This window comes from Lentzea sp. NPDC036949 (genome assembly GCF_055608075.1).
The window spans coordinates 458,462-483,638 of sequence record NZ_JBVJRA010000001.1; the positions used below are offsets into that span (position 1 = coordinate 458,462).

Below are 25,177 nucleotides of genomic sequence, written 5' to 3' on the forward strand. Positions count from 1 at the left end.
TCCATGTAGGTGTTCTGCGCCATCAAGGATGTTGCTGCTTCTTTTCCGTCGCGGTGACCTTGATCGCCTCCCCCTTCTCGCGCTCACGGTTCGCCCAGTAGACGGCTTCGTGGTGGTGACTGCGATCGGTCTCGGCGACCCGCGCGTAAACAGCGGCCAAGCGGAGGTAGTAGTCCCGCAGGACGGCGGGAGCAGCCTTGGGGTTGGGCAGGAGCTTGCTCAGCACGTCGTGCGCCTCGCTCAGCGTTCGAACCTGCTCCGCGACTCCCCAGTGCGTGGCCTCAGCCGCGGACATCGGGAACCTCCTCCGCGAGCGCGTGACCTCCCTCCTGGTTGCCGAGGTGGTCAGCCAGCTTGGAAGCCTCACGCGACAACTCGCGGCAGAACCGCATCAGTACGTCTGAACCACCAGGGAAGGGCGGGAGCTGGATCGAGATGTTGACCGGGTCGAGGTAGATGGCCAGTGCCGGAACTTCCGGCGTCACGCGGACCATGGCCGCGCCCGCGTCTTGACCGGGCGTGCAGGTGGCGTTGAACCCCATCACCGACCACCCCGAGCCCCGTCGAGAGCTGCCTGTCCTTCGGCGACCGCCTCAGCGAGGCGAGGCAGTGCCTCCGCGTCGACCACCAGGACGGCCGGAAACGCGTTGCCCAACCGGAACTCAACCCGTCCAGCGAAGACGAGCGGTTCCACCCGGATCGGCAGGTTCGCCGTCAGGTGCAGGCGCATCAAGTCGGCCACGGTCACGCCGCCTTGGGTGCTGACTTGGACGCGACGGCCGCCTTCATGCCGGTGGCGCGCAGGCTGTAGCCCAGCTTCGCCCGGCAGCGGTGACGCTCGCCGACGTGGCCACCACGGCAGCCCTTGTCGTCGATCCACGGCGTGACCGTCAGACCCTCGAACATCGCCGGGCGGATGTCCGTACCCGGAATCGCCTCCGGCGGCACCGGCTGGTGAGGCGCGGAGATCTTGACCGTGACCGCCGCGTCTGTCTTGCGCTCCGCCGCCTGGTCGATCACCAGCACGGACCACACGAGCTGACCGGTCTCCTTGTCCTTCTCCTGTTCGACAGGGAGGCCCTTGGTGCGCTCCTCAGCTGACTGGAACTTGAGCACTGGCTCGACGCTCATCACGAGCGCACCCCTCGGGAACACGAAGTCGTGACCCGCCGGGAGCCTGCTCCCACCTGTGATCGCCATCGTCGTTCTCCTGTCATTTGTGCCGGTCGGGGCTGTTCCCCGACGTTTCGACACCTACGACTTTCGGCGAATCGGCAGGACGTCAACACCACACATCAGGACAACTACAGACGTCTCGGCTACATTGAAGTCGTCCCTAGTTGTACGGAGGGTGGGCCATACCGAACCAACGCCTGCGGGATGCGTTGCTGCGCAACACTTTGGGCTTCGATGAAGTCGCCAAGGCAACCGGCGTAGACCCGAAGACCGTCGAACGGTGGATCACGCAGGACCGGACGCCGTACCCACGTCACCGGCACGCCATCGCCGCGATGGTCCGCGAGACGGAGACCTACCTCTGGCCGGACGCCGTCGCGCCGGAGAAGAAGAAAAAGATCAACGAGTCCGAGGTCGTCCAGGTCTACGCACACCGCCACGCGGTGTCGCACGACATCTGGGGGCACCTGATCGAACAGTCCAAGATCAGCATCTCGATCCTCGTCTACGCCGCCATGTTCCTGGTGGACAACCCAGCCCTGATCAAGACGCTGCGCCAGAAGGCAGAGAGCGGCGTGCGGATCAGGTTGCTACTAGGGGACCCAGCGAGTCGGGAAGTCGCGCGTCGCAGCGAGGAAGAGGGCATCGGCAAGACCACGCTTGGCGCGAAGATCCGGAACGCCCTCGCGGTCTACAAGCCGTTGGCCGAGGTGCCCGGCGTAGAGATCCGCGTGCACGGGACGACGCTCTACAACTCGATCTACCGCTTCGATGACGAGATGCTCGTGAACACGCACGTGCACGGCTTCATGGCAGCTCACGCGCCGGTCCTGCACCTACGACGGTTGTCCGGGGGCGACTTGTTCGAGACGTACGCCGAGAGCTTCCAGGGCGTCTGGGATGGCGCGAAGCCGCCGAAGTGGTAGGCAGGTAGGCATGGCTCGCACTGATCACTACAACGACCCGAACGCACCGGAAGCCACCAACATCGTCGTGGCGGTGACGGCGTTCGTGCAGGACGAGCAAGGCCGGCTGCTGATGATCCGCCGCACCGACAACGACCTGTACTCGATCCCCGGTGGGGCGCAGGACGTCGGCGAGACCATCGGCCACAGTGTCATCCGCGAGGTCAAGGAAGAGACCGGGATCGACGTCGAGCCCGTCGACATCATCGGCGTGTACTCCGACCCCGCGCACGTCATCGCCTACACGGACGGCGAGGTGCGGCAGCAGTTCTCCATCTGCTTCCGGGCACGGTTGGTCGGTGGGGAGCTGCGGACCAGCGACGAGTCCAGCGAAGTTCACTGGGTGAGCCGCGGAGACCTCGGCGCGCTCAACATCCACCCGTCCATCCGGCTTCGGATCGAGCACGGGTTCGAAAAGCGGTCGACTCCCTACTTCGCGGTGTAGTCGACTCCCGCCGCTCGTAGCCGTTCCTCCGTGCGCTCTACCGCGGCAACCAGTTAAGGCTTAGCTTGCCTAATGAAGAAGCTCACCAAGTCTTCTGGGCCGTAGCGCTTCTGAATCTCTTCGATTCGATCGAAGACGTTCGTAGCTTGACCATCGGGCGTCGTCGTCATGTCAGCCCACCAAAGAGCATCCCGCAGCACAGTCCTCTCGTCTGACCACTCCGCAAGCTCTGATGAAAGTCCACGAAGCTCAGCTTCAAGGTAGGCAAAAGAGTGATGCGCAACTAGCGCGCATATCCGCTCATCAACCTTCATGCCAGCAAGGAAACGAGCCCCATCCAAAGGATGGAATCCAGACCTCGCCATTTTCGGCGCATAGCCGATATCGTGCAACAATGCAGATGAAATCAAAACATGCTGGTCGCACACATCCAACAATAGCGCCGCCATCCGCGCTCTGCGACCTACCCCTATAACGTGTTTCCAGCGGCGCGGCAACGGCTCCGCCAACGCTTCCCGTGCAACCTTTGTCGCCCAATCAACTAGATCCACGCCACCAGCGTACGGCACGATGCAACAACTACAAAAGCGCATCGATCGCCCAGAAAAATATAACGAGATGCCGGGTTGCAGAGGGCTGCTCAGAGCGAGTGGACGCAGAAACGTAACGAGCCGCACTTCTGCTACGACATACCTGTATAGCTAAGCCCGCAAGACCATCGTATAGCTCAGGTAGGACCGGGAGCCATGACTACGGACAACCCCTTCATCGACGATGATGCAGACAAGCTTGCAGAATCAGCAATCAGCGAGCTTGAGAGCCACGCCATTGATCCAGGGAAAACGAGTTTGTCGGCATCCCTGAGCGAAGACCCCGATAGTTGGCCTGACGAAGAGCGCTCCGCAACTAACAAGTCAACGTCCTCCTTGCCATACGATGAAGAAGTCAATATAGATATCAGCATTCAAGGCCACGATAAATTCCCAGTCGAACTCCTCGACGACAACCCGGATTTTATTACCACAATATCAGCCTATGGAAACGAGCTTACAGAGCTTCCCAAGCAGATTACCAAACTTCGAAACCTGGCACTGCTCGACATTAGCGGGAACAAGATAACGCGCCTGCCGGTTAACATAGGTCGAGTTTCGAGCCTCTACGCATTCGAGGCGAACGAAAACAAGATAAAGGAGCTACCCGAAAGCCTGTTTTACCTAGTAAATCTCGGAGAGCTTTCCCTCACTTCCAACCACTTGCGATCGATCTCGCGCCAGATCGGCAAGTTGCGCGCACTAAACAGCCTGAATCTAGCCGATAACGAGCTCACAGATATTCCCGAAGAAATAGGTGAAATTAATGATCTAGAGTCTCTCGACTTGTCCGCCAATTCTATCTCTCGACTACCTGTATCAATTGGAAGACTGCATAAGCTCAAGTTCGCGAACTTTGCCGAGAACACCCTACGATCTCTACCTCCAAGCATACAATGGCTACAGGAACTTCAAGACCTTCACTTGTCGGGAAACCAACTAAAGCTCCTCCCTAGCCAGATAGGAAAACTCCGCGGCCTGCGCAATCTTGATGTTTCCCACAATGAACTAACATCTATTCCGGCCGAGATTGGCAAACTGAGCAGTCTTGAACATCTAGATTTGTCCGGGAACCAGATCAAGACTTTGCCCAAGGAACTCGGGAATCTTCCCGAAAATGTACAAATAGACCTAAGCGGCAACCCGCTTGTCGAGCCACTTCCAAGTCTAGTCGCAAGAGGCGTCCCGGCACTTCTCACCTATCTACGCAGTCTAGGAGACGGAACTCCTCATTACGAAGCTAAAGTCCTGCTTGTGGGCGAAGGCGGTGTTGGTAAATCATCGCTCATCGCCGCTCTCCGGGGAGATGACTTCCTAGAAAACCGTCCTACCACCCACGGTATTGAGATCAACGGACTCACGCTTGACCATCCTCAGTTTGCTCAAACCCTCAAGTTGAACTCATGGGACTTCGGCGGACAGGAGGTATACCGAATAACTCATCAGTTCTTCTTCTCGAAGCGCGCGCTTTACATACTCGTATGGAAGCCGCGCGAGGGGCATGAAGAGAATAGTGTGGAAGCTTGGTGCAGGCGGATCCGCCTTCGTGTCGGCGACCACGCAAGAATACTGATCGTTGCCACTCACGCAGACGAAAGAAGACCAGAGTTCGACTTCGAATACCTAAGAGCAAAGTTCCCCAATCTTCTCGTGGGATATCACGAAGTCGATAGCGGATCCGGACGAGGTATCGACGCTCTACGAACTTCCATCGCTAACCATGCATCGAAGCTTCCGCAGATGGGGGAGCTGATAAGCCAGAGTTGGATTGATGCGCGTGATGAGATCAAACATCAAGACGGACCGCAAATATCTCGGATGATGTTCGAACGGATCTGCGCAGCTCATGGTCTTGATGAAGCAGAAACCGAAACTCTCAGCTCCCTACTCCATGATCTCGGCCACATCATCCACTATGGAGACGACGACGGCCTGCGTGACATCGTCGTTCTCCAACCGGAATGGCTCACGAAGGCAATCGGATATGTGCTAGAGGATGAGCCAACACGCGCTAATGGCGGCGTGTTGCAGCACGGGCGTCTACAGAACATTTGGTCCGACAAGTCCGAAAAGATTCAGTACGACGCAAAGCTCCACCCGTACTTTCTGAGACTTATGGAGAAGTTCGACGTCTCTTATCGCCTCACTGACGATAGCGCAAGCCTAGTAGCTCAACTTGTGCCTTACGAACGCCCCAAGAACGTTTGGCAGGATGGCGCGCCGAGCTTTCATGGTCGCCGACGGATGCGCGCAGTTTGCCAAACGGCCGAAGAGGCGCCGGGGTTGATTGCGTGGCTGACAGTTCGCAATCACCGCTTCTCAACCGGGCTGCATTGGAGACGCGGAGTTCTACTCGAATACAAAAAGTACGCATCTCAAGCGGTGCTCGAACTAGCCGACAACAACCGCGATCTTCGATTGACAGTAATCGGGCCTGCACCTGACTACTTTTTCCATGTTCTGAGGGACGGAATTGAAGAGCTCATCCAGTTGCGCTGGAGAGGCCTCTCATATGATTTCCTGGTCCCATGCCAACAGATAACCGAGGACGCTACTGCGTGCAGCGGGCTATTTCCGTTCAAAATTCTCCAAAAGTTTCGAGAGAGAAGCGAACCTCGAATAATCTGCAATGCATGTGCCGGCTGGAGCGATGTCAACATTCTGCTTACTGGATTCGGGCGTCTCGCAGCACCAATCGATCAGCTTCTGGAAGGTATGCAGAAGATTTCATCACGACTGCTATCGGTAGAGGCAAGCTCATCAGAAACAGCCCGCTACGCGCGGACGGTTCTAAAAGTTCTAGACAAAGAGGTCACCGACTGTCCCAGGTACTTCACACTCACCCCTGAAGATCGCTCGTTCGCGATGAGAAAGTTGAGTCCTACGGAGAAATACAAGATGGTTCTATGGTGCGAGGAGCCAGGAAGCGAGCATCCGCAGGAAGAAGCGACGTACAGTTTTCACCCCCCGAAGAGCTGGCTTCAGTCGGTCGCACCGTACGTGAATTACCTTACAAAGTTCCTTCGGATTGCTGTGCCCATCGGCGTCACGGCCTATGCGGCCTCCATGAGCGACGATGCGCTGAAAAGCGCGAAAGCAGATCTTGATTTGATGAAGATTCTGGCGGAGAAACTTCCAGAGGATCCATTGGACTCACACACCGGTAAGAACGCAATGACAAAGCCACAGGGAGCGGCCTTGCGGGCCTTTCGGATTCTGCTGATGAAGTTGGACGCCGAAGCCGCGTACGGAGATCTACGACGGACACTCAGCCCGGCAGGCGATTACCTCTGGGTATGCCCGGAACACTACCGCGAATATGATCCTGGCTTGCCTTCGATCTAATCTGCCGAATATGGCTCTACAGGATCAAGGCGCCGCCACGCCGGCGCGTGCGGTGTGTTGCTGCGCCAGCATCCATCCCGACACTCCCGGCATCCGCTTCGCTCCGCCGGTCGGTCGGGCGGCGCTGCGCGCCGGACGTCAGGCAGCAGCTGACGGCGCATCCGACCCCGAGGCCTGATGCGTCCCCGACTCCCGACGAGCGCCAGCGCAGTCACCACAGGCCGGCTGGGCACGGCGCTCGACTGCCGCGACGGCTGCGCCGCCTTGCCACCGAAGAGGCCCAGACGAAGCCGCGAAAAGCTCGACGAGCATCAGGCCGAGCCACCCCGACACCGCGAGCATGACAACGGCCGGCAACGTCGCGTCAAGGCTGGAACGAGTTACCTTGACCCGACGCCACCGGCCGCGTTCGAGGCTCAGTGTCGGGATGATGGCAGGGGTGTGAGCGGGTCCAGGACACCAAGATCAACCCATACTTAACCCTCACAAAACGACGACAGAAGTCGAGAAGCGACTGTCCACAGTGCTCAGATTAAGATCGCATCCGCGCAGGTAGTAAGCGCTGTCGAGGAAGATCGACGAACAACACCAAGCGAAGGCTCTTACTCTTCGGGTTCAGGGTTCGAGTCCCTGGCGGCCCACCACACCCCCAGATGCTGCACCGCGTCGCAAGAGCGCCACCGAACGAAAGAGGCCGACGTGCAACCAGCACGTCGGCCTCCAACAACCAACCACGATCAGTGGTGCGCCACACCTCCACCAGCCGAAGCAGACGCCCGGCTCGGCAGCAGCACCGCCACCACGATGGTCGCCGCGGCCAGCACGGTCGCCACCACGAACGCGATCTTCATGCCGCTCAGCTGAGCCGCACCGGCCGCGACCCCGTCGGCCACCAACGAGCTGGCACGGGCGGACATCACGGTCACGACCAGCGCGGTGCCCAGGGCCGCGGCGACCTGTTGGAGGGTGCCGAGGATCGAGCTGCCGTGCGGGTACATGTCGGGGGGCAGGGCGCCCATGCCGAGGGTGAAGATCGGGGTGAAGGTGGCGGCCAGGCTCACCATCAGCAGTGCGTGCAGGGCGAGGATCTGCCAGTACGGCATGGTGGTGGAGATCTGGGTGAAGCCGGCCAACGAAAGCACGATGCCGATGGAGCCGGGCAGGACCAGGGGGCGGCTGCCGAGGCGGTCGTAGACCTTGCCGACCGTGGGGCCGAGGAGGCCCATGGCGAGGCCGCCGGGCATGAGGAGCAGACCCGTTTCCAGTGGGGTGAGGCCGCGGAGGTTCTGCAGGTAGAGGGGCAGCAGGATCATCGAGCCCATCATCGCCAGGAACGCGACGCACATCAGGATCAGGGCCAGGGCGAACGTGCGGTGGCTCAGGGTGCGGAGGTCCATCAGCGGGGCGCCGGTGCGCTGCAGGCGGAGTTGGCGGAGCACGAAGAACGTGATGGTGGCGGCGCCTGCCACGACGACGCCGATGGTCGGGCCGAGGTGGTCGGTGCCCTCGCCGAACAGGCTGAGGCCGTAGACCAGGCCGCCGAAGCCGACGGTCGCCAGGGCTGCGCTGAGCCAGTCGATCGTGCTGACCTTGGGTTCGCCGATGTTGGTGAGCTGGCGCAGGCCGAAGTACGTCACGGCGCCGGCGATCGGGAGGACCGCGACGAAGAGCAGGCGCCACGAGCCGAGTTGCAGGATCAGGCCGGAGATCGCCGGGCCCATGGCCGGGGCCACGGAGATCGCGAGGGTCACGTTGCCCATCACGCGGCCGCGGTCCTGTTCGGGGACGACGGTCATCAGCGTGGTCATCAGCAGCGGCATCATCACGGCGGTGCCGGCGGCTTGGACGATGCGGCCGATCAGCAGCACGGTGAACGTCGGCGCGGCCGCGGAGATCGCGGTTCCCGCCATGAACACGCTCATCGCGATCAGGTAGCCCTGGCGGGTCGTGACGCGCTGCAGGAACCAGCCGGTGATCGGGATGACGGCGGCCATGGTGAGCATGAACGCGGTGGAGACCCACTGGGCGGCCTGTTCGCTGACGTGCAGCGACTCCATCAGGCGCGGGATCGCGTTGATCATCAGGGTCTCGTTGAGGATGACCACGAACGTCGCCAGCACCAGCAGGCGCACCACGAGTGGTGTTCGACTCGCTTGCGCGGTCGGTCGGTCTTGGATCGCAGCAGGCATGTCAGGCCCTCACTAGGTAGCTGGCTGGCACAGTCGCGTCGCGGCCAAGGCCGCCGGCGTCGTCGTCGACGCCGGTTGAGACCGGCAGATCAGGTAGAACTCATCGGTGGGTCCGAGTGTTCCTCATCGCCGCGTTCGTCTCACCCGAATTCCGCCTCCGGCAGATCCAGCGCTCGTCCGCCCACCGGTACGTCGAACTGGGGGAACGCCGATCGACAGACCGCTCGAAAAATCTTTTGGACAACGGTCTCGGACCGTGGTCCGAGGCGGGCGGTCGGACCACGGTCCGATCACGGGGAACGGCCGCGCTGGCAGCGTTGCCGACCATGGCGGACGAGGTGTTCCCGAACGGGTGGACCGCCGGTGTCGCGCTGGTCTTGGGGCCGGTGCTGCTGCTGGTGGGGACGTTGCTGCGGTCGCCGTTCCACTTCTTCTTCCCCGACCAGCTCAGGGCCGCCGCCGACCACCCCGGGCTGATGACGGCGGCCTACACGGCGTTCCTCGCCGGGCACGTGGTGATGTGGCCCGCTGTGGCCGAGGTCGCGCGGCGGGTCGCGGGGCGGCGGCCGGTGTGGGCGGCCTGGGGCGGGGTGCTGGTCACGGTGGGGTTGTTCGCCCGGACGTTCCACGCGGGCGTGGACCAGGCGGCGTTCGGCGCGGTGCGGCACCGCGGGGTCGAGGAGGCCACGCGGCTGGTCGCGGACGGGTACGGGGACCTGCACCTGTTCAGCCACCTGTCGTTCACGATCGTGTTCGGCTGGTGCGTGCTGGCGGTGGGCGCCTACCTGGGTGGGGTGCTCGGGCCGGTGAGGGCGGTGGCGTTGGCAGCCATGGGGCTGTTGCCGCTGGGGGTGCTGAAGGGTGCGGAGGTGCTGTCGGTCGTGGGCACGGCCGGGTTGTGCGTCGCGCTGGTCCCGCTGGGGGTCAGGACCTTGCGCGAGCTGCCGCGGCCGAGTCGCAGGGCGGTCGTGCTGGCGGTGCCGGTCGCGGTGGGGTTAGGGGCGCTCGCGTTCGTCAGCACGCTCGGTTGAGCGCGAGGCGAACGGCCAGGCGAACCACAGGCCGGCGAAGACGAGGAACGCCACCGCGCCCACGAGGATCGCGGGCCAGCCGCCGACGACGACCTCGGCCAGCAGCAGCACCGTGCCGGTCATCGCCAGTGCGAGGAAACCCAGGCCCGCCAACGCGAACGTGTTGCCGGACGACACGACGTCCTCGCGGCGGCCCTGGCGGAACAGCACGCGGTGCCAGGCGGCGGGGGCGGTGAGGAACGCGACGGCGATGGCGGCGCACAGGACGGTGACGAGGTGGGTGACGCGGACGTAGGCGCCGACGGTCGAGTACTTGTCGGTGAAGGCGATGGAGAGCAGGAAGCCGAACAGGATCTGCACACCGGCCTGCGCCACGCGGAGCTCCTGCAGCAGCTCGTTGACGTTGCGCGCGAGCCTGTGCTGATCGGACTCCTCGGCTTCGCTCACGCCTTCCCGCGTACCCGGTCACCCCCGTTCGAAACGCGGCGACCGGGCGAACCAGCCCCTCAGAACCGGTTGATCACGAAGAAGTCCGTCACGAACGCGACCGGGTCGCCCGCGGCGTTGCGGCCCACCCACGTCGGGTAGACGCCGTCGCCCCAGCCGGTCGAGAACGCCACCACGTTCAGGCCCGACTCGACGTCGGTGACGTTGGCAGGCCCGCGACCGCCGCCGACCGCGCTCAGCGCGTCGATGAGCTCGCAGCCGCCCTGGTCGTCGCCGGCGAGCCGGTCGACGGCGGGTGCCGCGGAGAGGTCGAAGAACGCGCCGGTGCTCGACTCGACCTCGTACCCGAAGCGCTGGCCCGGCAGCATCGGCGTCACGTGCTCGCCCGGCACCAGGGCCGGCTCCCAGACGTAGGCGGGTTCGTCGCGCACGGTCAGCTTGGCGGCGGCGACCCGGTAGCCCTGGCGCACGTCGGGGAACCCGTCGCGGTCGAGCCACGACACCAGGGAGACCGCGACCGGGTACTTGCCCGGCTCGAACGTCGCGGTGAACGGCTCGGCGTCCTCCGGCCACAGCACGAACGGGTCGGCCGCGACCAGCCGGCCGGTGGGCATGGCCAGGAAACCGACCTCGCGCACGCTGATGACCTGCTGCTCGTCACCACCGGTCGGTCTGCCGATGGGACCTTCCTCGAAGAAGAGCTCGAACCCGGTCTTGATCAGCTGACTCGCCCCCACGCTTCGGTCTCCTTTCCAGGTGGCATGTTGGCAGAAGGGGTACGCCACCCGATCGGGGCACCACCACCACGATCCGGCCGGGCTCCGGGAAATCGGCGTTCAGCAGGCACTTCCGCGGCGGGGGGCGCGCATCGGCGAAGATCCGGCCAGGTCAGTGCCGTAACCTGGTGGTCGTGTCCGCCCCCACCCTCAAGATCGGCCCCTACGCCGTCGACCCGCCCGTTGTGCTCGCGCCGATGGCCGGGATCACCAACGTCGCGTTCCGGCAGCTGTGCCGTCAGTACGGGGCCGGGCTCTACGTCTGCGAGATGATCACGGCGCGTGCGCTGGTCGAGCGGGACCCGATGACCATGCACATGATCACCTTCGACGAGGGGGAGAACCCGCGGTCGATGCAGCTCTACGGCGTCGACCCGAAGAACGTCGGCGAGGCCACGAAGATGATCGTGGACGAGGACCTCGCCGACCACATGGACATGAACTTCGGCTGCCCGGTGCCCAAGGTGACGCGCAAGGGCGGCGGGGCGGCGCTGCCGTACAAGCGGGAGCTGTTCCGGCAGATCGTGCGGGCCGCGGTGCGCAACGCCGGGGACATGCCGGTGACGGTGAAGTTCCGCATCGGCATCGACGAGGACCACCTGACCTACCTCGACGCGGGGCGGATCGCGCAGGACGAGGGTGCGCAGGCCGTGGCGCTGCACGCGCGCACCGCGTCGCAGCGGTACTCGGGCAAGGCGGACTGGAGTGCGATCGCGCGGCTCAAGGAGGCCGTGACGAGCATTCCGGTGCTGGGCAACGGCGACATCTTCAGCGCCCAGGACGCGCTCGACATGGTGGCGCGGACCGGGTGCGACGGCGTGGTCGTCGGGCGCGGGTGCCTCGGGCGGCCGTGGTTGTTCCGCGACCTGCAGGCGGCGTTCCGGGGCGAGGAGGTGCCGCCGGGGCCGTCGCTCGGCGAGGTGGCCGAGGTCCTGCGCACGCACGCGCGGCTGCTGGCGGCGCACGACGGCGAGAACAAGGGGTTGCGCGACCTGCGCAAGCACATGGCCTGGTACTGGCACGGGTTCCCGGTCGGCGGGGACACGCGGCGGGCGTTCGCGATGATGTCGAGCCTGCAGGAGCTGGACGACCTGATCGGTCAGCTGGACGCGGACGTGCCGTTCCCGGCCAACGCCGAGGGGCCGCGCGGGCGGCAGGGGTCCGCCGCCAAGGTCGTGCTGCCGGAGGGGTGGCTGGACGACCCCGAGGACGCGACCGTTCCCGCCGGTGCGGACGTGATGCACTCCGGTGGCTGAGCGCGCGGCGGTTCTCCTGGTCTCCCTGCTGCTGCTCGCGGGTTGCGGCGGTCCCGTCGCGGGCAAGGCGCGGCCGGTGTCGTTGTCCGACGGCGACCGCGCGAAGTTCCGCGAGTACTACGAGCGGGTCAACAAGGCCGGCGACGAGGGTGCCGAGCAGCAGGCCGCACTGTTCAAGGACACCCAGCACCCGGACTTCAAGCAGAAGACCTGCAACCTGCGGGGCGCCACCCTGAAGGTCGAACCGACCTGGTCGACGCTTCGGATGGACGCCGACTGGGCACCCCCTGGCGAGAAGTCCCACCCACGCGGGGACGTGTACGTCGTCGCCGTGACGGTGACGCTGCGCCAGGAGGACGCGGTCGTCGGCAGCCAGATCGGATCACTGCACGTGGTGCTCCTCGACGACGAGGTCTACGGGTTCGCCCCCTGTCCCGGTGGCTGAGCGGGTTGTTGATCTCCCAAGCTCACTGGATCGGAGCAGGCCCCGGTCAACCGGACGGGGGAAATCCCGCCCCCACCCGTCCTTCTTGCTCAAGCGCCGCCTCTTCGGAGACGACACCTGGCAAGTAAGGAGGTGATCGCGATGACCGCGCTGCGACCCGAAATCGCAGAGACCGAGCCGGCCGACGCCGCTGCCGGGCAGGGGCCCGCACTGGTCGGCCTGCACGAGTCCATCGCGAGGTTGCTCGCCTCCCGCGGTCAGTGGCGCCAGGCCTACCAGCACCTGCGCTCGGCGCTCGACCTCGTCCAGGCCGACCAGGAGGAGGAGCCGCACGTCCCCGAGCAACTGCGCCGCGAGGTCGACCGGCTGCGCCGGGAGCACGCGGAGGCGCGCGAGCAGAGCCTGCGCGACAGCCTCACCGACTCCTACAACCGCCGTTACCTCGACCAGCGGCTGATGGACCTGCTGGCCGAGCACGGCGCGTGCCGGCACGGGCTCGCCATCGCCCTGATCGACCTCGACTGGTTCAAGCAGGTCAACGACACCTTCGGCCACCTGCTCGGCGACCGCGTGCTCCAGCGCGTGGTGGAGCTGCTCCAGCAGGGGTTGCCGGAAGGTGCGTTCTGCGCCCGTTACGGCGGCGAGGAGTTCGTGCTCGTGCTGCCGCGGGTGGACGCCGCGTCGGCCGTCGAGGTGGCCGAGAAGGCCAGAGAACGTGTCGAGCGTCACCCCTGGGACGAGATCGCTCCCGGGCTGCGCGTGACGGTCTCGGCGGGTCTCGCCTACGAACCGCCAGCGGACGAGGCTCCGCAGCGGCCACCGGTCAGCGCCGAGCAGCAGCTGCTGCGCGCCGACAGCCTCCTGTACTCGGCCAAGCAGTCGGGCCGCAACGCCGTGGCGTACCGTTCGGACGGCCGGGTTCGCCTCGCCGGTGCCGCTTCCGGGCGGCGTGCCGTCGCTGAAACACGTGTTCTCGGTTACTGCTGAGTGACCCAGCTCACCCGTTCAGGGCAAGCGGACTGCGCGTAATCGCGTACAGATCGAACTCGTATCACCCGGAGTGGTCGTCAGAAGACGGCTACATCCGTAGTATCGCGGGCGCAACTGACACGCCCGGTGATGCAACCCTTGTGTCCCGGTCGTCGTCAACTCGTAATAGCGAACCGCTAAAGCGCTTCTGACCCAGAAGGGAGATTGGGTGCCCGACGACCCCCGACGTGGCGGCCCCTCTTCCCGCGGTGATCAGGATCCCCAGCACGACCAGCCGACCGGCCGTAGACGTCGCTCGATGGATGGCTCTGGGGGCCTGAGCGTCTCGGACCTCATCGAGCAGCACAGCAGGACGGACATCCCCCGGCCCGTCCCGCCCGGCTCGCCCGACGCTTCCACTACCGGCAGGCGTGCTCTGCCAGAGAACCCGCCCGCGGCCACCGGCCGCCGCTCGCTGCAGGAGCCGCCCGCCGACCAGCGGCAACCCGCTCCGCCGCAGGGCTTCACCGGTGGCCAGGCACCCGACCAGACCGGTCGGCGGCGCAGGCCCGAACCCGAGCAGAACGGTGCGCCCGCGCGCCCGGCGCCGGGTGACCGTCGTGCCGAGCAGACCGGTGCCCGGCCGCGACCGGACCGGAACCCGCCGCAGGCAGCGCCCCCGGCACCGCCGCAGAGCGGTGTCCGTCCGGGCGAGCAGACCGGAACGCGCCCGCGGCCCGCGCAGACCCCGCCCGCAGGCGAGCAGACGGGAACGCGCCCACGACCTGCGCAGACCCCGCCGCCCACCGGTGAGCAGACCGGAACGCGACCGCGACCTGCGCAAGCCCCGCCACCCGTCGGCGAGCAGACCGGAACGCGCCCACGACCTGCCCAGGCCCCACCGCCCACCGGTGAGCAGACCGGAACGCGACCGCGGCCCGCGCAGACCCCGCCGCCCGTCGGCGAGCAGACCGGGATGCGACCGCGGCCGGACGCGAACGGCGCCCCGCGGCGACCGGCTCCCGGCATGCGGCCGGGCGAGGCGAGCGGTGCGGTGCGCCGTCCCGTTCCGCCGGCCGACGCACCGGGCGTGCGTCCCGGTGACGCGAACGGACCGGTCCGGCGACCGGAGCCCCCGGCAGACCCGAACGGCGTCCCGCGCGGACCCCGGCCCGGCGAGGCGACCGGTGCGCAGCGGCGCCCGGACCCCGCGGCCCGGCCCGGTGACGTGACCGGTGCGCCGCGCCGCCAGGACGGTCCCCCCAGCGGCACGATGCGGCGTCCCGTTCCGGGTGCTCCCGCGGACGCCGAGGGCGTGCAGCGCCGGCTCGACGGCCCCGGTGGTCCCGGTGGTGCGCCCCGGCGGCTCGCTCCCGGCGACGCGCCGTCGTCGAACGGCATCCCGCGTCCGCCCGCACCGGACGGCCGCAGGCCCGCTCCGGGTGAGGCGCCCGACGGTGGACCGCGCAGGCACGACGTGCCCTCGTCCACCGGCATCCCGCGGCCACCGGTTCCCGGTGAGGCGCTCCGGCACGACGTGCCCTCCTCCAACGGCATCCCGCGCCCGCCCGCTCCCGAGGGCGGCCCGCGCAGGCACCCCGGCGACGCACCGTCGTCCAACAGCATCCGGCGCCCCGACCCGAACGCGGTGCCCCCGGCACCGGAGGGTGCGCCGCGCAGGCTGCTCCCCGGCGAGGCGCCCTCGGCGAACCGGATCCCGCGTCCGCCCGTTCCGGGTGAGCGGCCCGTGACCGGGGACGTGACCGGCCGGCACCCGATGCCGACGCGTGCGGAGTCCAGCGCGCCGCGGCCCGCTCCCGGCGGTGTCTCCGACCGGCTCGGTGGCGGCGACGTCGCCGACCGGCCCGCCGGTGCCCCCGAGGACGACGCGACGCAGGACAAGGGCCCCGAGGCCACCCAGATCGCCCCGGCGGGTGTGGCCAAGGTGGAACGGCGCGAGGACATCGACCCGATGAGCCTGACCACCGAGATGGAGGCCATCGGCGAGGAGGTCAAGAAGCGCCGCGAGGTGGACCACACGCTCGCGCGGTTCTCGGCCGTCCACGACGAGCTGCTCGAACAGGAGCGCCAGCGCAAGGAACGCCGCGCGAAGCTCATGCCGTGGCTCAACGACGGTGACGGCGAGGACGAGGAGGCGACCCAGTTCGCCGACCCCGTCGTCGTCGGCGCGGAGGACGACCAGAAGGCCGGTCCGGCCGGACGGACGCCGCAGCAGCGCAAGCTGATGCGCACGGCGAAGGTCGGTGCTATCGCCGCGGCGGCCGTGGTGTTCGCGTCCACCGGCATCGGCTGGGGCGCGATGCAGTGGGCCGACTCGCAGTTCAGGGACATCGACGCGCTCGGCGGCAACTCGCAGGCCGTGCAGCAGGCCGAGAAGCAGCTCGGTGACGAGAACTTCCTGCTGGTCGGCTCGGACACCAGGGCGGGCGCGAAGGCGGGCGACAACGTCGGCACGACGGCGACCGAGAAGGGCGCCCGGTCCGACGTGATCATGCTGGCGCACATCCCGGCCGACCGGAAGCGGATGGTCGTGGTGTCGTTGCCGCGGGACGTGCGCGTCGACCGGCCGGACTGCCGCAGCTGGAACTCGGACAACGGCGAGTACGGCGACGCGCTGGCACCGGCCAAGGACGTCATGGCGAACAGCGTCTACGCCGAGGGCGGACCGCAGTGCGTCGCCAACATGATGACGCAGCTGACCGGTCTCAAGATCAACCACTTCGTCAGCATCGACTTCAACGGCTTCCGCGAGATGGCCACGGCCGTCGGCGGCGTCGAGATCTGCACGTCCAAGCCGATCAAGGACAACGAGATCGGCGTCGTGATCGACAAGCCGGGCAAGCACGTCCTCAAGGGCGACCAAGCGCTGCAGTACGTGCGCGCCCGCTACGTCCAGGGCGACGACGCCTCGGACTTCGCGCGCATCACGCGGCAGCAGCAGTTCATGTCCTCGATGCTGCGCACGGCCCTGTCGAGCGAGGTGCTGCTGAACCCCAGCAGGCTCAACGACTTCATCAAGGCCTTCACGAGGTCGACGGTCGGCGACAACATCGGTGTCGCGCAGCTGCTGGAGCTCGGGCAGTCGTTGCAGGGCCTGGAAGCCGGCCGGGTGTCGTTCGTGACGATGCCGCACTGGACCGACGACAACAAGCTCATCAACATCCCGGACGACAACATCGAGCGGCTGGACAAGGACGGCGTCAAGAGGCTCTTCCAGTCGATCATCGACGGAACGCCGCTGCCGCTGGAGAAGCCGGCCGAGCAGAAGCCGGGTGAGCAGAGCTCCGCGCCCAAGCAGGGCACGGTGATCGACCCGAAGAGCGTCCTCATCCAGGTGCTCAACGGCGACCCGGACAACGACGGTGTTGCCGGCCGCACCGCGGACGCGTTGCAGGGCGTCGGTTTCCAGGTGTCCTTCAAGGGCGACGCGACGGAGCGGGCCGCGAAGACGACCATCCGCTACGCCAGGGGTTTCGAGGACAAGGCGGCGACGCTGCGGGCCGCGGTGCCCAAGGCGGAGCTGGTGGAGGCCCCGGAGATGGGTGGCGCGGTGATGCTCGTCCTCGGTTCCGACTTCGACGACAAGGTGGTCGACCCGAAGACGGGTGGGAACGCCCCCGCGCAGAACCAGAACCAGAGCGCGGGCAACCAGGGTGATCTGTCCATTGTGAACGCGGGCCAGGACCCCTGCGCGAAGTGATTCGCCTGGGGTTCACCCGCGGTTCACTCGGGCATGTCGCTGCCGCGATGGTCGCACCGTAGGCTGAGCCCCATGCGCGAGGCCTACACCGACCAGCTAGAACAGCTCGCCGAACGACTGGCCGACATGACCGGCATGGTCGCTGAGGCGATGGAGAACGCGACCGCTGCCCTGCTGCAGGCCGACCTCGGTCTGGCGGAGCAGGTCATCAGCGGTGACCAGGAGGTCGACGACGTCCGCGCCAGCATCGAGGAGCAGTCCTACGCGCTGCTCGCGTTGCAGGCCCCCGTCGCGACCGACCTGCGCACCGTGCTCGCGGTGATCCACGCGGCCGAGAGCGTCGAGCGGATGGGCGACCTGGCGCTGCACGTGGCGAAGGCCGCGCGCCGCCGCCACCCCGCGTCCGCGATCCCCGAGGACGTCCAGCCGTACTTCACCGAGATGGGCCGGATCGCGGTCAAGCTCGCGACGGAGGCCGCCCTGGTCATCCGCGAGCGGGACGTCGCCCGCGCCCGTTCCCTCGAAGAGGAGGACGACGCGATGGACGACATCCACCGCCACCTCTTCTCGGTGATCATGGACAAGGAGTGGCAGCACGGTGTCGCGGCCGCCGTGGACGTGACCCTGCTGGGCCGCTTCTACGAGCGCTACGGCGACCACGCCGTGTCGGTCGCCAAGCGCACCGTCTTCGTCGTCACCGGCCGGATGCCCGGCTACGGTGGCGACGACGACCTCTAGAAAACTTCAGGTACGGCTACCCGCGCAGCTGCCCGTCGCGCTCAGCCTCGAGCTCCGGATCGGCGTAGGCCTCGGAGAACTCGGCGAGCACGGTGGGCAGTTCCGCGTCCCAGGCGGCGCGCGCCTCCTCGCGCGGCAGATCGCGCGCGTCCGCGGTGAAGTACGCCCACGCCCGCACGACGTCCGGCAGCAGTGCCAGGTCCTCGTCCGAGACGTGCAGCCGGGCCGCCACGGCCAGGATCAGCACACCGGTCAGCGACGCGGGCCCGTACGCCACGGGGTCGCGGTCCTGGTCGGTGGCCTCCCCGGCGAGCACGCGCGCGACCGCCCTCGCCAGCTCCGCGTCCGGCAGCGCGGTGGCGTGCTCGGACGCCAGGAACGCCTCGACCACCTCGTCGGTCCGGTCGGGCCGCTCGGGGATCTCGTAGTCGTCGGGGACCAGCGCCCGCACCCGTGCCTCGGCCAGCGCCATGAGCTGGATCGGGTGCCGCGCCTCCTCGTCGTCGTCGAGCAGACCGGCCTCGGCCTCCTCGTCGGGTTCCTCGTTCCAGAACAGCTCGATGTCGGGCCACACCCGGCTGAACGCCTCCTCGGCGCTCATCGGCGTGATCCGGTCGCGGAACGCACCCGGCGCGGAGGAGATCATGTCCTCCAGCAACGCGGTGGTGCCCTCGTCCGGGGTCGCGAACAGCTCGATCGCGGTGGCGCCCAGCACCGGCTGCCGCATGAAGAGCACGGTCTCCACGGCACCCGCGCGTTCCTGGGTGACCGCGACGACCTCGACGTCACCGAGCAGGTTCGTGACGAGGAACGCCTCGCGGAACTCCAGCGCCGCACCGGCGATGAACCACGACGGCTCGGCAACGCCCTGCGCGGCAAGGGTTTCCGCCGCCTCGACGGCCGCTTCGCCGGACGACACACCGGACAGCGCGCGCAACGCGGTCAGCGCGGCCTCACCACCGGCCCGCAGCACCCCCGCGACCAGCTTCCCGTGCTCGGACTCGAACGCCTCGGCCGGCTCCGGGAACCGCCAGGACCCCAGCCAGAGCGACGCCACGACCTCGCTCGCCCAGGCGTCCGCGAGCAACCAGGACTCGGAACGCAGCACGGCCGCCGACTCGAGCAGCGCCCCGTACGGGGACTGCTGCTCCGGCCGGCGGCCGGGTGCCTTGCCTTGCTTCTTCTTGCGGGACTTGCTCTGCGGGCTCACGCCCGGCAATTTAGCCGAACCGGCCGGAGATGTAGTCCTCGGTCGCCTTCTGGCCGGGGTTGGAGAAGATCTTCTCCGTGTCGTCGACCTCGATGAGCTGACCGGGCTGGCCCACACCGAGCAGGTTGAAGAACGCGGTCTGGTCCGACACGCGCGCCGCCTGCTGCATGTTGTGGGTCACGATGACGATCGTGTACTCCTTCTTCAGCTCCGTGATCAGGTCCTCGATCGCCAGCGTGGAGATCGGGTCCAGGGCCGAGCAGGGCTCGTCCATCAGCAGCAGGTCCGGCTGCACCGCGATGGCACGCGCGATGCAGAGGCGCTGCTGCTGACCACCGGAGAGGCCGCCGCCGGGGCGGTCGAGGCGGTCCTTGACCTCGTTCCAGAGGTTGGCGCCGCGCAGCGAGCGCTCCGCCACCTCGTCGAGCTCCTTCTTGTTCTTCACGCCCGCGAGCCGCAGACCGGCCACCACGTTGTCCTTGATGGACATCGTGGGGAACGGGTTGGGCCGCTGGAACACCATGCCGATGGTGCGGCGCACCTCGACCGGGTCCACAGTGGACGCGTAGATGTCCTCGCCGTCGAGCAGCACCTTGCCCTCGACGCGGGCGCCGGGCGCGACCTCGTGCATGCGGTTCAGCGACCGCAGCACCGTGGACTTGCCGCAACCGGAGGGACCGATGAACGCGGTCACGTTGCGCGGCGGCACCGCGAGCGAGACGTTCTCGACGGCGTGGAACTTGCCGTAGAAGAGGTTCAGGTCCTTGATGTCGAGTCGCTTGGCCATGTCCGCCCGCTCACTTCGTCTTCGGCGCCAGCGCCCGCGAGATCACGGTCGCCAGGAGGTTGAACAGGGTGATGAGGACGACGAGCGTGATCGCCGCGCCCCAGATGCGCTCGAATCCCGCCTGCGTCGGGTTGTTGCGCTCGTTCACCATCATCAACGGCAGCGAGGCCATGGGGCCGTCGAACAGGTTGTAGTTGATGAACGGCGCGTACGCCGCGAGCACCAGCACCGGTGCCGTCTCGCCCATGACGCGGGCGAGGGCCAGCATGATGCCGGTCAGGATGCCGGAGAGCGCCGTCGGGATGACGATCTTGACGATCGTCTTCCACTTCGGGATGCCGAGCGCGTAGGAGGCCTCGCGCAGCTCGTCCGGGACGATCTTGAGCATCTCCTCGGTCGTGCGCACGATGACCGGCACCATCAGCAGCACCAGTGCGAGCGACACGGCGAGCGCGCTGCGGCCGAGGCCGAAGTACGTGATCCAGACCGTGTAGACGAACAGCGCGGCGACGATCGACGGGACACCGGTGAGGATGTCGACCATGAACGTCGTGGCCTTGGCCAGCCTCGAACGGCCGCCGTACTCGACGAGGTAGATCGCGACCATGATGCCGATCGGCACCGAGATCACGGCGCAGATCAGGCCCTGGACCAGGGTGCCGTAGATCGCGTGGTACGCGCCGCCGCCCTGCTGGCGGGCCAGCAGGCCGGACATCGACTTCTGCCACCAGTCACCGTCGAGGATGACCGGGAAGCCGCGCTGGACGACGGTGTAGAGCACCCACACCAGCGGGATGATCGCGACCGCGAACGCGCCCCACACGAGCGTGGTGGCGAGGCCGTTCTTGAGCCGGCGGGAGACGCTGACCGACTGGAACGTCGGCGGCGTCGCGAGCCGCGTGGGGTCGGCGAGGTTGGTGCTCACTCGTACTCCTTGTGGCCGGCGACGATCGAGCGCGCGATGGCGTTGACGACGAAGGTCAGCACGAACAGCACCAGACCGGCGGCGATGTAGGCGCCTGCCGAGCGCGGGTCGTTGAACTCGGGCGCGGCCAGCGCGATCTTCGAGGCGAAGGTCGAGCCGCCGTCGAACAGCGACCAGCCGAACGACTGGGTGGCCGTGCTCAGGATGATCGCGACGGCGATCGTCTCGCCCAGCGCGCGGCCGAGGCCGAGCATGGAGGCGCTGACGTAACCGGCCTTGCCGAACGGCAGCACCGTCGTGCGCACGACCTCCCACTTGGTCGCACCGAGGGCGATGGCGCCCTCGACGTGCATGGTGGGCGTGCGTTCGAAGACCTCGCGGGTGACGGCCGTGATGATCGGCAGGATCATCACCGCGACGACGATGCCCGCGGTGAAGATGGTGCCGCCGAGCTGGACGTTCACGTTGCCCTTGGCGAACAGCGGGATCCAGCCGAGGTTGGAGATCAGCCACTCGGAGAACGGGAAGAGCACCGGGCCGAGCACGAACAGGCCCCAGAGGCCGAACACGATCGAGGGGACCGCGGCGAGCAGGTCCACGACGTAGGCGAACGGCCGGGCGAGGTTGCGCGGCGCGTACTGGGTGAGGAACAGCGCGATGCCCAGCGCGATCGGCATGGCGATCAGCAGGGCCAGCACCGCCACCACGACCGTGACGAGCGTGAGGTCCAGGATGCCGAACCGCAGGTTGGACGGGTCGGTGGTGTTCCACTCGCGACTGGTCAGGAAGTTGACGTTGTCCAGCCCGAGCGACGGGATGGCCTGCAGGATCAGGAACAGGCCGATCGCGCCGATGAGGACGACGATGAAGACACCAGACCCCGTCGCCAGGCCGCGGAAGATGCGGTCACCGGGCCGAACGTGCGGTGCCTTAGGGGTTTCTGGAGCTTCCGGTGTCGGGGGAATCGGAGCCTCCGAGGCGTGGGGAGCAGCCGCAACGCCCCGCTCCGCACCGGCGGCACCGGTGCGGGCGGGGCGCTTGGCCACGACGGGATCGTTCATCGCGTCAGCGTTGGTCGAAGTCTCGCATCAACCTCAGGCGATCGCCTTCACGGCGGTCAGCAGCTTGTCCTGGAACGCCTTGGGCAGCGGCACGTAGCCGGCGTCGGCGAGCTGCTGCTGGCCCGTGGTCGCGGCGACCGTGAGGAACGCCTTGACGGCCTTCGCGGTGTCGGCGTCGTAGCCCTTCGAGCAGACGATCTCGTAGGTCGCGAGCAGCAGCGGGTACGCGCCGGCGGCCTTGGAGCCGTAGATCGAGTCGAGGTCGAGGACGAGGTTGTTGCCCTCGCCCTTGACCTTCGCGCCGTCGATGGCCTTGCCGGCCGACTCGGCGGTCAGCTCGACCGCACCGGCACCGGAGTCGATCTTGGCGATCGAGAGCTTGTTGTCCTGCGCGAACGACCACTCGACGTAGGTGATCGCACCGTCGATGGAGCCGACGGCCTGCGCGACACCGGCGGACTTCTCCTTGCCCTCGCCGACACCGCCCTTGAACTGCTTGCCGTCACCCTTGGTCCAGCCGCCGGCGACCTTCAGGTACTTCTGGAAGTTGTCGGTCGTGCCCGACTCGTCCGAGCGGTAGATGACCGCGATGTCCTTGTCCGGCAGGTTCGCGGAGCCGTTCAGCGCCTTGATGGCCGGGTCGTTCCACTTCTTGACCGCGCCGGAGAAGATCGCGGCGGTGGTCTTGGCGTCCAGCACCAGGCTGTCCACGCCGGACACCTTGTAGCCGACCGCGACCGGGCCGAACACCAGCGGGAGGTTCCACGCCGGGTTGCTCTGGCAGCGCTTGGCGGCCGCCTCGGTCTCGGCGCCCTCCTTCAGCGCGGAGTCAGAGCCGCCGAAGTCGACCTGGCCCGCGTTGAAGTTCTTGACGCCGGCACCGGAGCCGGACGGGTTGTAGGCGAGGTCGGTGCCGGGGCAAGCCGCCTGGTACGCCTGCACGAACGCGTCGACGGCGTTCTTCTGGGCGGAAGAGCCCTCGGCGTTCAGCTTGGTCTTGCCGCCACACTCGACACCGGAGGCGGCGGGCGTGTTCGTGCTGCCACCCGCGCCCGTGTTGTTGTCGGAACCACACGCACCGAGCAGAAGCGCGCTGGCCGCGACGAGGCCGAGCACGGCGCCGTGCCGCTGGATCTTCACCTTGGTCCTCCACCTTGCGGAAGCTTTAGCGGTTTCGCGACGGACGTCGCCGCTCGCTTCGGAAGGTAGGTAGCCAGAGTGGACAGACCACCTAGACCGGGTGAACGGGAGGTGAACACCGAACGGGAAGTGACGGGTCACACGGCCGAAAGAGTGACTGCGTGACCAGCGCGTATGCGTTTTGTGACGGTACGTTGACTACCGCGCGTACTGGACGTCGGCATCCCACAGGGTGAAGCCGAGCTTGGTGTAGACCCGCACCGCCGCGGTGTTGTCCGACTCCACGTAGAGCATGACCTCCTGGACCCGCTGGTCGCGCAGGTGCCGCAGGCCCGCGAGGGTCAGCGCCCTGCCCAGGCCGCCGCCCTGCCGGTCGGGGTCGACGCCGACGACGTAGACCTCGCCGAGCTCGGGGGTGTGCACCTTCGTCCAGTGGAAGCCGACGAGCCGGTCCTCCGCGTCGAACGCCAGCAGGAACCCGGCCGGGTCGAACCACGGCTCCTGCTCCTTCGCGCGGACGTCCTCGATGGACATCGCGCCCTGCTCGGGGTGCCAGTCGAACGCGCGGTGGTTCACGTAGACGACCGCGGCCTCGTCCTTGCCGGGCACGAACGCCCGGATGACCACGCCCTCGGGGAGCCGGGGCTCCGGCAGGTCGTCCTGCACCCGCAGGCGCATCCGCAGCAGCTCGCGGACCTTGTCGAAACCGAGCTTCCCCGCGAGGCGGTCCGCGTCGGGGTGGCCGCCGTGGGCCCAGATCCGCAGGTTCCGCGCGGGCAGCTCGGACACCAGCTCGGCGCCGACGCCGCGGTGGCGGTGCTCGGGGTGCACGGCGAGCTCGGCGACCTGGTGGCCGCCGGAGTCGCCCAGCAGGTCGAGGTGCGCGTAGCCGGCGAGCCGGTCGTCGACGCGGGCGAGCAGGTGCCTGCTGCCCGTGGCGCCCGGCCGCATCCGCAGCCTGACCGCCTCGCCCACCGGGGCGACGCCGTCGGTCGCCTCCGCGGCGGTCAGCAGCTGCGCGACCTCCGCAGCCTGGTCGGTCGTCAGCTCGTCGAACCAGCTCAGTTGCGCCACACCGGCGAACCTACCGCGCGATCAACTCGTCATCCAGGACTCGGACGGAGTCGGCGATCTCCACATCGGACGCGCGGCGCGACGAGCCGGGGCGCGGCGGCCGGACGAACTTGTAGCCGACGTTGCGCACGGTGCCGATCAGCGCCTCGTGCTCGGGGCCGAGCTTGGCGCGCAGGCGCCGCACGTGGACGTCGACCGTGCGGGTGCCGCCGAAGAAGTCGTAGCCCCAGACCTCCTGCAGCAGCTGCGCGCGGGTGAACACCCGGCCCGCGTGCTGCGCGAGGTACTTGAGCAGCTCGAACTCCTTGTAGGTGAGGTCGAGCGGGCGGCCCTTGAGGCGCGCGGTGTAGGTGGCCTCGTCGATCACCAGGTCGCCGAGCTGCAGCGCGCCGTCGCCACCGGGCTGGGTGGTGCCGCGGCGCGAGCGCACCAGGCGCAGGCGGGCGTCGACCTCGGCGGGGCCGGAGGTCGGGAGCAGGATCTCGTCGACCGACCAGTCGGAGTTGACCGCGACCAGGCCGCCCTCGGTGACCACGGCCACGACCGGGACGTCCACGCCGGACGAGTCGAGCAGGCGGCACAGCGACCGCGCTCCGACCAGGTCGGTGCGGGCGTCGACCAGCACGATGTCGTGCGGGCCCGCCTCCAGCAGCGCGGAGACCTCAGGACGCAGCGGGCGGACCGCGTGCGGGAGCAGCGCCAGAGCCGGGAGCACCGCCTCCGGGTCGGGGTCTGTCGTCAGCAGAAGCACGTCGATGCTCATCGCGGCGCCCTCCAAGTCGGCCGTGGTCGGTCACCACGACCAGACCAGCGGCGTACGGTGACCGGGCCCCGTTGCCTGCGGATGACGGAGACAATACCGGTGCACCCCGAGAAAGTCCCAGGTC

24 protein-coding genes are annotated in these 25,177 nt (G+C 67.3%); 9 read left to right on the forward strand and 15 right to left on the reverse strand.

Going from position 1 to position 25,177, the window contains the following annotated elements:
* Nucleotides 1-22: 22 nt before the first annotated feature.
* From ACZ7CD_RS02365 to ACZ7CD_RS02380, 4 genes are read right to left on the reverse strand one after another with little or no spacing between them, the layout of a single operon-like run.
* A complete protein-coding gene (locus ACZ7CD_RS02365; RefSeq protein WP_470378193.1) occupies nt 23-295 on the reverse strand; it encodes an AMED_5909 family protein in 273 nt (90 codons plus the stop codon).
* Entirely contained in the window at nt 282-542 is a 261-nt protein-coding gene (locus ACZ7CD_RS02370) for a hypothetical protein (protein ID WP_470378194.1), read from the reverse strand. The genes ACZ7CD_RS02365 and ACZ7CD_RS02370 overlap by 14 nt, the downstream gene beginning before the upstream one ends.
* Complete coding sequence (locus tag ACZ7CD_RS02375) at nt 542-748, reverse strand: hypothetical protein (RefSeq protein ID WP_470378195.1); 207 nt, start codon at nt 746-748, stop codon at nt 542-544. Before ACZ7CD_RS02375 ends, ACZ7CD_RS02370 begins: the two co-directional genes overlap by 1 nt.
* Complete coding sequence (locus ACZ7CD_RS02380; protein ID WP_470373026.1) at nt 745-1,131, reverse strand: plasmid replication, integration and excision activator; 387 nt, start codon at nt 1,129-1,131, stop codon at nt 745-747. Before ACZ7CD_RS02380 ends, ACZ7CD_RS02375 begins: the two co-directional genes overlap by 4 nt.
* A 227-nt stretch (nt 1,132-1,358) precedes the next feature.
* Here ACZ7CD_RS02380 and ACZ7CD_RS02385 point away from each other — a divergent pair, with 227 nt between their 5' ends.
* Both ACZ7CD_RS02385 and ACZ7CD_RS02390 read left to right on the forward strand, forming a co-directional pair.
* The gene (locus ACZ7CD_RS02385; RefSeq protein ID WP_470378390.1) at nt 1,359-2,102 is read left to right on the forward strand and encodes a DUF5919 domain-containing protein; all 744 of its coding nucleotides are present in this window, start codon (nt 1,359-1,361) and stop codon (nt 2,100-2,102) included.
* A gap of 10 nt (nt 2,103-2,112) precedes the next feature.
* Nucleotides 2,113-2,586: an NUDIX hydrolase gene (locus ACZ7CD_RS02390; protein WP_470373025.1), complete on the forward strand. Its 474-nt coding sequence runs from the start codon at nt 2,113-2,115 to the stop codon at nt 2,584-2,586.
* Between the two features lie 53 nt (nt 2,587-2,639).
* Here the strand turns inward: ACZ7CD_RS02390 and ACZ7CD_RS02395 are convergent, their stop codons facing one another.
* Nucleotides 2,640-3,137, reverse strand: a complete 498-nt coding sequence (locus ACZ7CD_RS02395; RefSeq protein WP_470378196.1) for an HD domain-containing protein — start codon at nt 3,135-3,137, stop codon at nt 2,640-2,642.
* A 195-nt stretch (nt 3,138-3,332) separates the two neighbouring features.
* On the opposite strand from ACZ7CD_RS02395, the gene ACZ7CD_RS02400 reads away from it, so the two are divergent.
* The gene (locus ACZ7CD_RS02400) at nt 3,333-6,521 is read left to right on the forward strand and encodes a COR domain-containing protein (RefSeq protein ID WP_470378197.1); all 3,189 of its coding nucleotides are present in this window, start codon (nt 3,333-3,335) and stop codon (nt 6,519-6,521) included.
* Between the two features lie 737 nt (nt 6,522-7,258).
* Here the strand turns inward: ACZ7CD_RS02400 and ACZ7CD_RS02405 are convergent.
* Entirely contained in the window at nt 7,259-8,656 is a 1,398-nt protein-coding gene (locus tag ACZ7CD_RS02405) for an MDR family MFS transporter (protein WP_458430032.1), read from the reverse strand.
* A gap of 380 nt (nt 8,657-9,036) precedes the next feature.
* On the opposite strand from ACZ7CD_RS02405, the gene ACZ7CD_RS02410 reads away from it, so the two are divergent.
* The gene (locus ACZ7CD_RS02410; protein ID WP_470378198.1) at nt 9,037-9,741 is read left to right on the forward strand and encodes a hypothetical protein; all 705 of its coding nucleotides are present in this window, start codon (nt 9,037-9,039) and stop codon (nt 9,739-9,741) included.
* Here ACZ7CD_RS02410 and ACZ7CD_RS02415 read toward each other — a convergent pair.
* The gene (locus tag ACZ7CD_RS02415) at nt 9,706-10,188 is read right to left on the reverse strand and encodes a DUF6328 family protein (RefSeq protein WP_470378199.1); all 483 of its coding nucleotides are present in this window, start codon (nt 10,186-10,188) and stop codon (nt 9,706-9,708) included. The genes ACZ7CD_RS02410 and ACZ7CD_RS02415 overlap by 36 nt on opposite strands.
* 59 nt (nt 10,189-10,247) lie before the next feature.
* A complete protein-coding gene (locus ACZ7CD_RS02420; RefSeq protein ID WP_360396801.1) occupies nt 10,248-10,925 on the reverse strand; it encodes a DUF4241 domain-containing protein in 678 nt (225 codons plus the stop codon).
* Between the two features lie 167 nt (nt 10,926-11,092).
* Between ACZ7CD_RS02420 and dusB the strand changes: the two genes are divergently transcribed.
* From dusB to phoU, 5 genes are all read left to right on the forward strand, one after another.
* Nucleotides 11,093-12,220 carry a tRNA dihydrouridine synthase DusB gene (dusB, locus tag ACZ7CD_RS02425; RefSeq protein WP_470378200.1) on the forward strand — a complete coding sequence of 376 codons (1,128 nt, stop codon included), beginning with the start codon at nt 11,093-11,095 and terminating at the stop codon, nt 12,218-12,220.
* Nucleotides 12,213-12,665, forward strand: coding sequence for a hypothetical protein (locus ACZ7CD_RS02430; RefSeq protein WP_360396797.1), 453 nt, complete (start codon nt 12,213-12,215; stop codon nt 12,663-12,665). The genes dusB and ACZ7CD_RS02430 overlap by 8 nt, the downstream gene beginning before the upstream one ends.
* Before the next feature lie 141 nt (nt 12,666-12,806).
* Nucleotides 12,807-13,652: a GGDEF domain-containing protein gene (locus ACZ7CD_RS02435; protein ID WP_470378201.1), complete on the forward strand. Its 846-nt coding sequence runs from the start codon at nt 12,807-12,809 to the stop codon at nt 13,650-13,652.
* Nucleotides 13,653-13,953: 301 nt separating this feature from the next.
* Entirely contained in the window at nt 13,954-17,355 is a 3,402-nt protein-coding gene (locus tag ACZ7CD_RS02440; RefSeq protein WP_470378202.1) for an LCP family protein, read from the forward strand.
* A gap of 72 nt (nt 17,356-17,427) precedes the next feature.
* Complete coding sequence (phoU, locus tag ACZ7CD_RS02445) at nt 17,428-18,093, forward strand: phosphate signaling complex protein PhoU (protein ID WP_360396791.1); 666 nt, start codon at nt 17,428-17,430, stop codon at nt 18,091-18,093.
* A gap of 16 nt (nt 18,094-18,109) precedes the next feature.
* On the opposite strand, the gene ACZ7CD_RS02450 is transcribed toward phoU, so the two are convergent.
* The 7 genes from ACZ7CD_RS02450 to ACZ7CD_RS02480 form a co-directional block, all read right to left on the reverse strand.
* On the reverse strand, nt 18,110-19,303 hold the full coding sequence (locus ACZ7CD_RS02450; protein ID WP_470378203.1) for a hypothetical protein: 1,194 nt from the start codon (nt 19,301-19,303) through the stop codon (nt 18,110-18,112).
* Between the two features lie 10 nt (nt 19,304-19,313).
* On the reverse strand, nt 19,314-20,090 hold the full coding sequence (pstB, locus tag ACZ7CD_RS02455) for a phosphate ABC transporter ATP-binding protein PstB (RefSeq protein ID WP_470373017.1): 777 nt from the start codon (nt 20,088-20,090) through the stop codon (nt 19,314-19,316).
* A 10-nt stretch (nt 20,091-20,100) separates the two neighbouring features.
* Nucleotides 20,101-21,015, reverse strand: a complete 915-nt coding sequence (gene pstA, locus ACZ7CD_RS02460) for a phosphate ABC transporter permease PstA (protein WP_360396785.1) — start codon at nt 21,013-21,015, stop codon at nt 20,101-20,103.
* The gene (gene pstC / locus ACZ7CD_RS02465) at nt 21,012-22,076 is read right to left on the reverse strand and encodes a phosphate ABC transporter permease subunit PstC (RefSeq protein WP_360396783.1); all 1,065 of its coding nucleotides are present in this window, start codon (nt 22,074-22,076) and stop codon (nt 21,012-21,014) included. The genes pstA and pstC overlap by 4 nt, the downstream gene beginning before the upstream one ends.
* 33 nt (nt 22,077-22,109) lie before the next feature.
* A complete protein-coding gene (gene pstS / locus ACZ7CD_RS02470) occupies nt 22,110-23,216 on the reverse strand; it encodes a phosphate ABC transporter substrate-binding protein PstS (protein ID WP_360396781.1) in 1,107 nt (368 codons plus the stop codon).
* A gap of 198 nt (nt 23,217-23,414) precedes the next feature.
* Nucleotides 23,415-24,290 (reverse strand): mycothiol synthase, encoded by an 876-nt coding sequence (gene mshD / locus ACZ7CD_RS02475; protein ID WP_470373016.1) that lies wholly within the window; start codon nt 24,288-24,290, stop codon nt 23,415-23,417.
* A 10-nt stretch (nt 24,291-24,300) separates the two neighbouring features.
* On the reverse strand, nt 24,301-25,053 hold the full coding sequence (locus ACZ7CD_RS02480) for a response regulator transcription factor (protein WP_360396779.1): 753 nt from the start codon (nt 25,051-25,053) through the stop codon (nt 24,301-24,303).
* Nucleotides 25,054-25,177 lie beyond the last annotated feature (124 nt).

Bases quoted from the DNA above. Each gene is read 5' to 3' on its own strand.
- ACZ7CD_RS02365 (WP_470378193.1), bottom strand. From the start codon at position 295: ATGTCCGCGGCTGAGGCCACGCACTGGGGAGTCGCGGAGCAGGTTCGA.
- ACZ7CD_RS02370 (WP_470378194.1), bottom strand. From the start codon at position 542: ATGGGGTTCAACGCCACCTGCACGCCCGGTCAAGACGCGGGCGCGGCC.
- ACZ7CD_RS02380 (WP_470373026.1), bottom strand. From the start codon at position 1,131: ATGAGCGTCGAGCCAGTGCTCAAGTTCCAGTCAGCTGAGGAGCGCACC.
- ACZ7CD_RS02390 (WP_470373025.1), top strand. From the start codon at position 2,113: ATGGCTCGCACTGATCACTACAACGACCCGAACGCACCGGAAGCCACC.
- ACZ7CD_RS02400 (WP_470378197.1), top strand. From the start codon at position 3,333: ATGACTACGGACAACCCCTTCATCGACGATGATGCAGACAAGCTTGCA.
- ACZ7CD_RS02410 (WP_470378198.1), top strand. From the start codon at position 9,037: ATGGCGGACGAGGTGTTCCCGAACGGGTGGACCGCCGGTGTCGCGCTG.
- ACZ7CD_RS02435 (WP_470378201.1), top strand. From the start codon at position 12,807: ATGACCGCGCTGCGACCCGAAATCGCAGAGACCGAGCCGGCCGACGCC.
- ACZ7CD_RS02440 (WP_470378202.1), top strand. From the start codon at position 13,954: ATGGATGGCTCTGGGGGCCTGAGCGTCTCGGACCTCATCGAGCAGCAC.
- phoU (WP_360396791.1), top strand. From the start codon at position 17,428: ATGCGCGAGGCCTACACCGACCAGCTAGAACAGCTCGCCGAACGACTG.
- pstB (WP_470373017.1), bottom strand. From the start codon at position 20,090: ATGGCCAAGCGACTCGACATCAAGGACCTGAACCTCTTCTACGGCAAG.
- pstC (WP_360396783.1), bottom strand. From the start codon at position 22,076: ATGAACGATCCCGTCGTGGCCAAGCGCCCCGCCCGCACCGGTGCCGCC.
- ACZ7CD_RS02480 (WP_360396779.1), bottom strand. From the start codon at position 25,053: ATGAGCATCGACGTGCTTCTGCTGACGACAGACCCCGACCCGGAGGCG.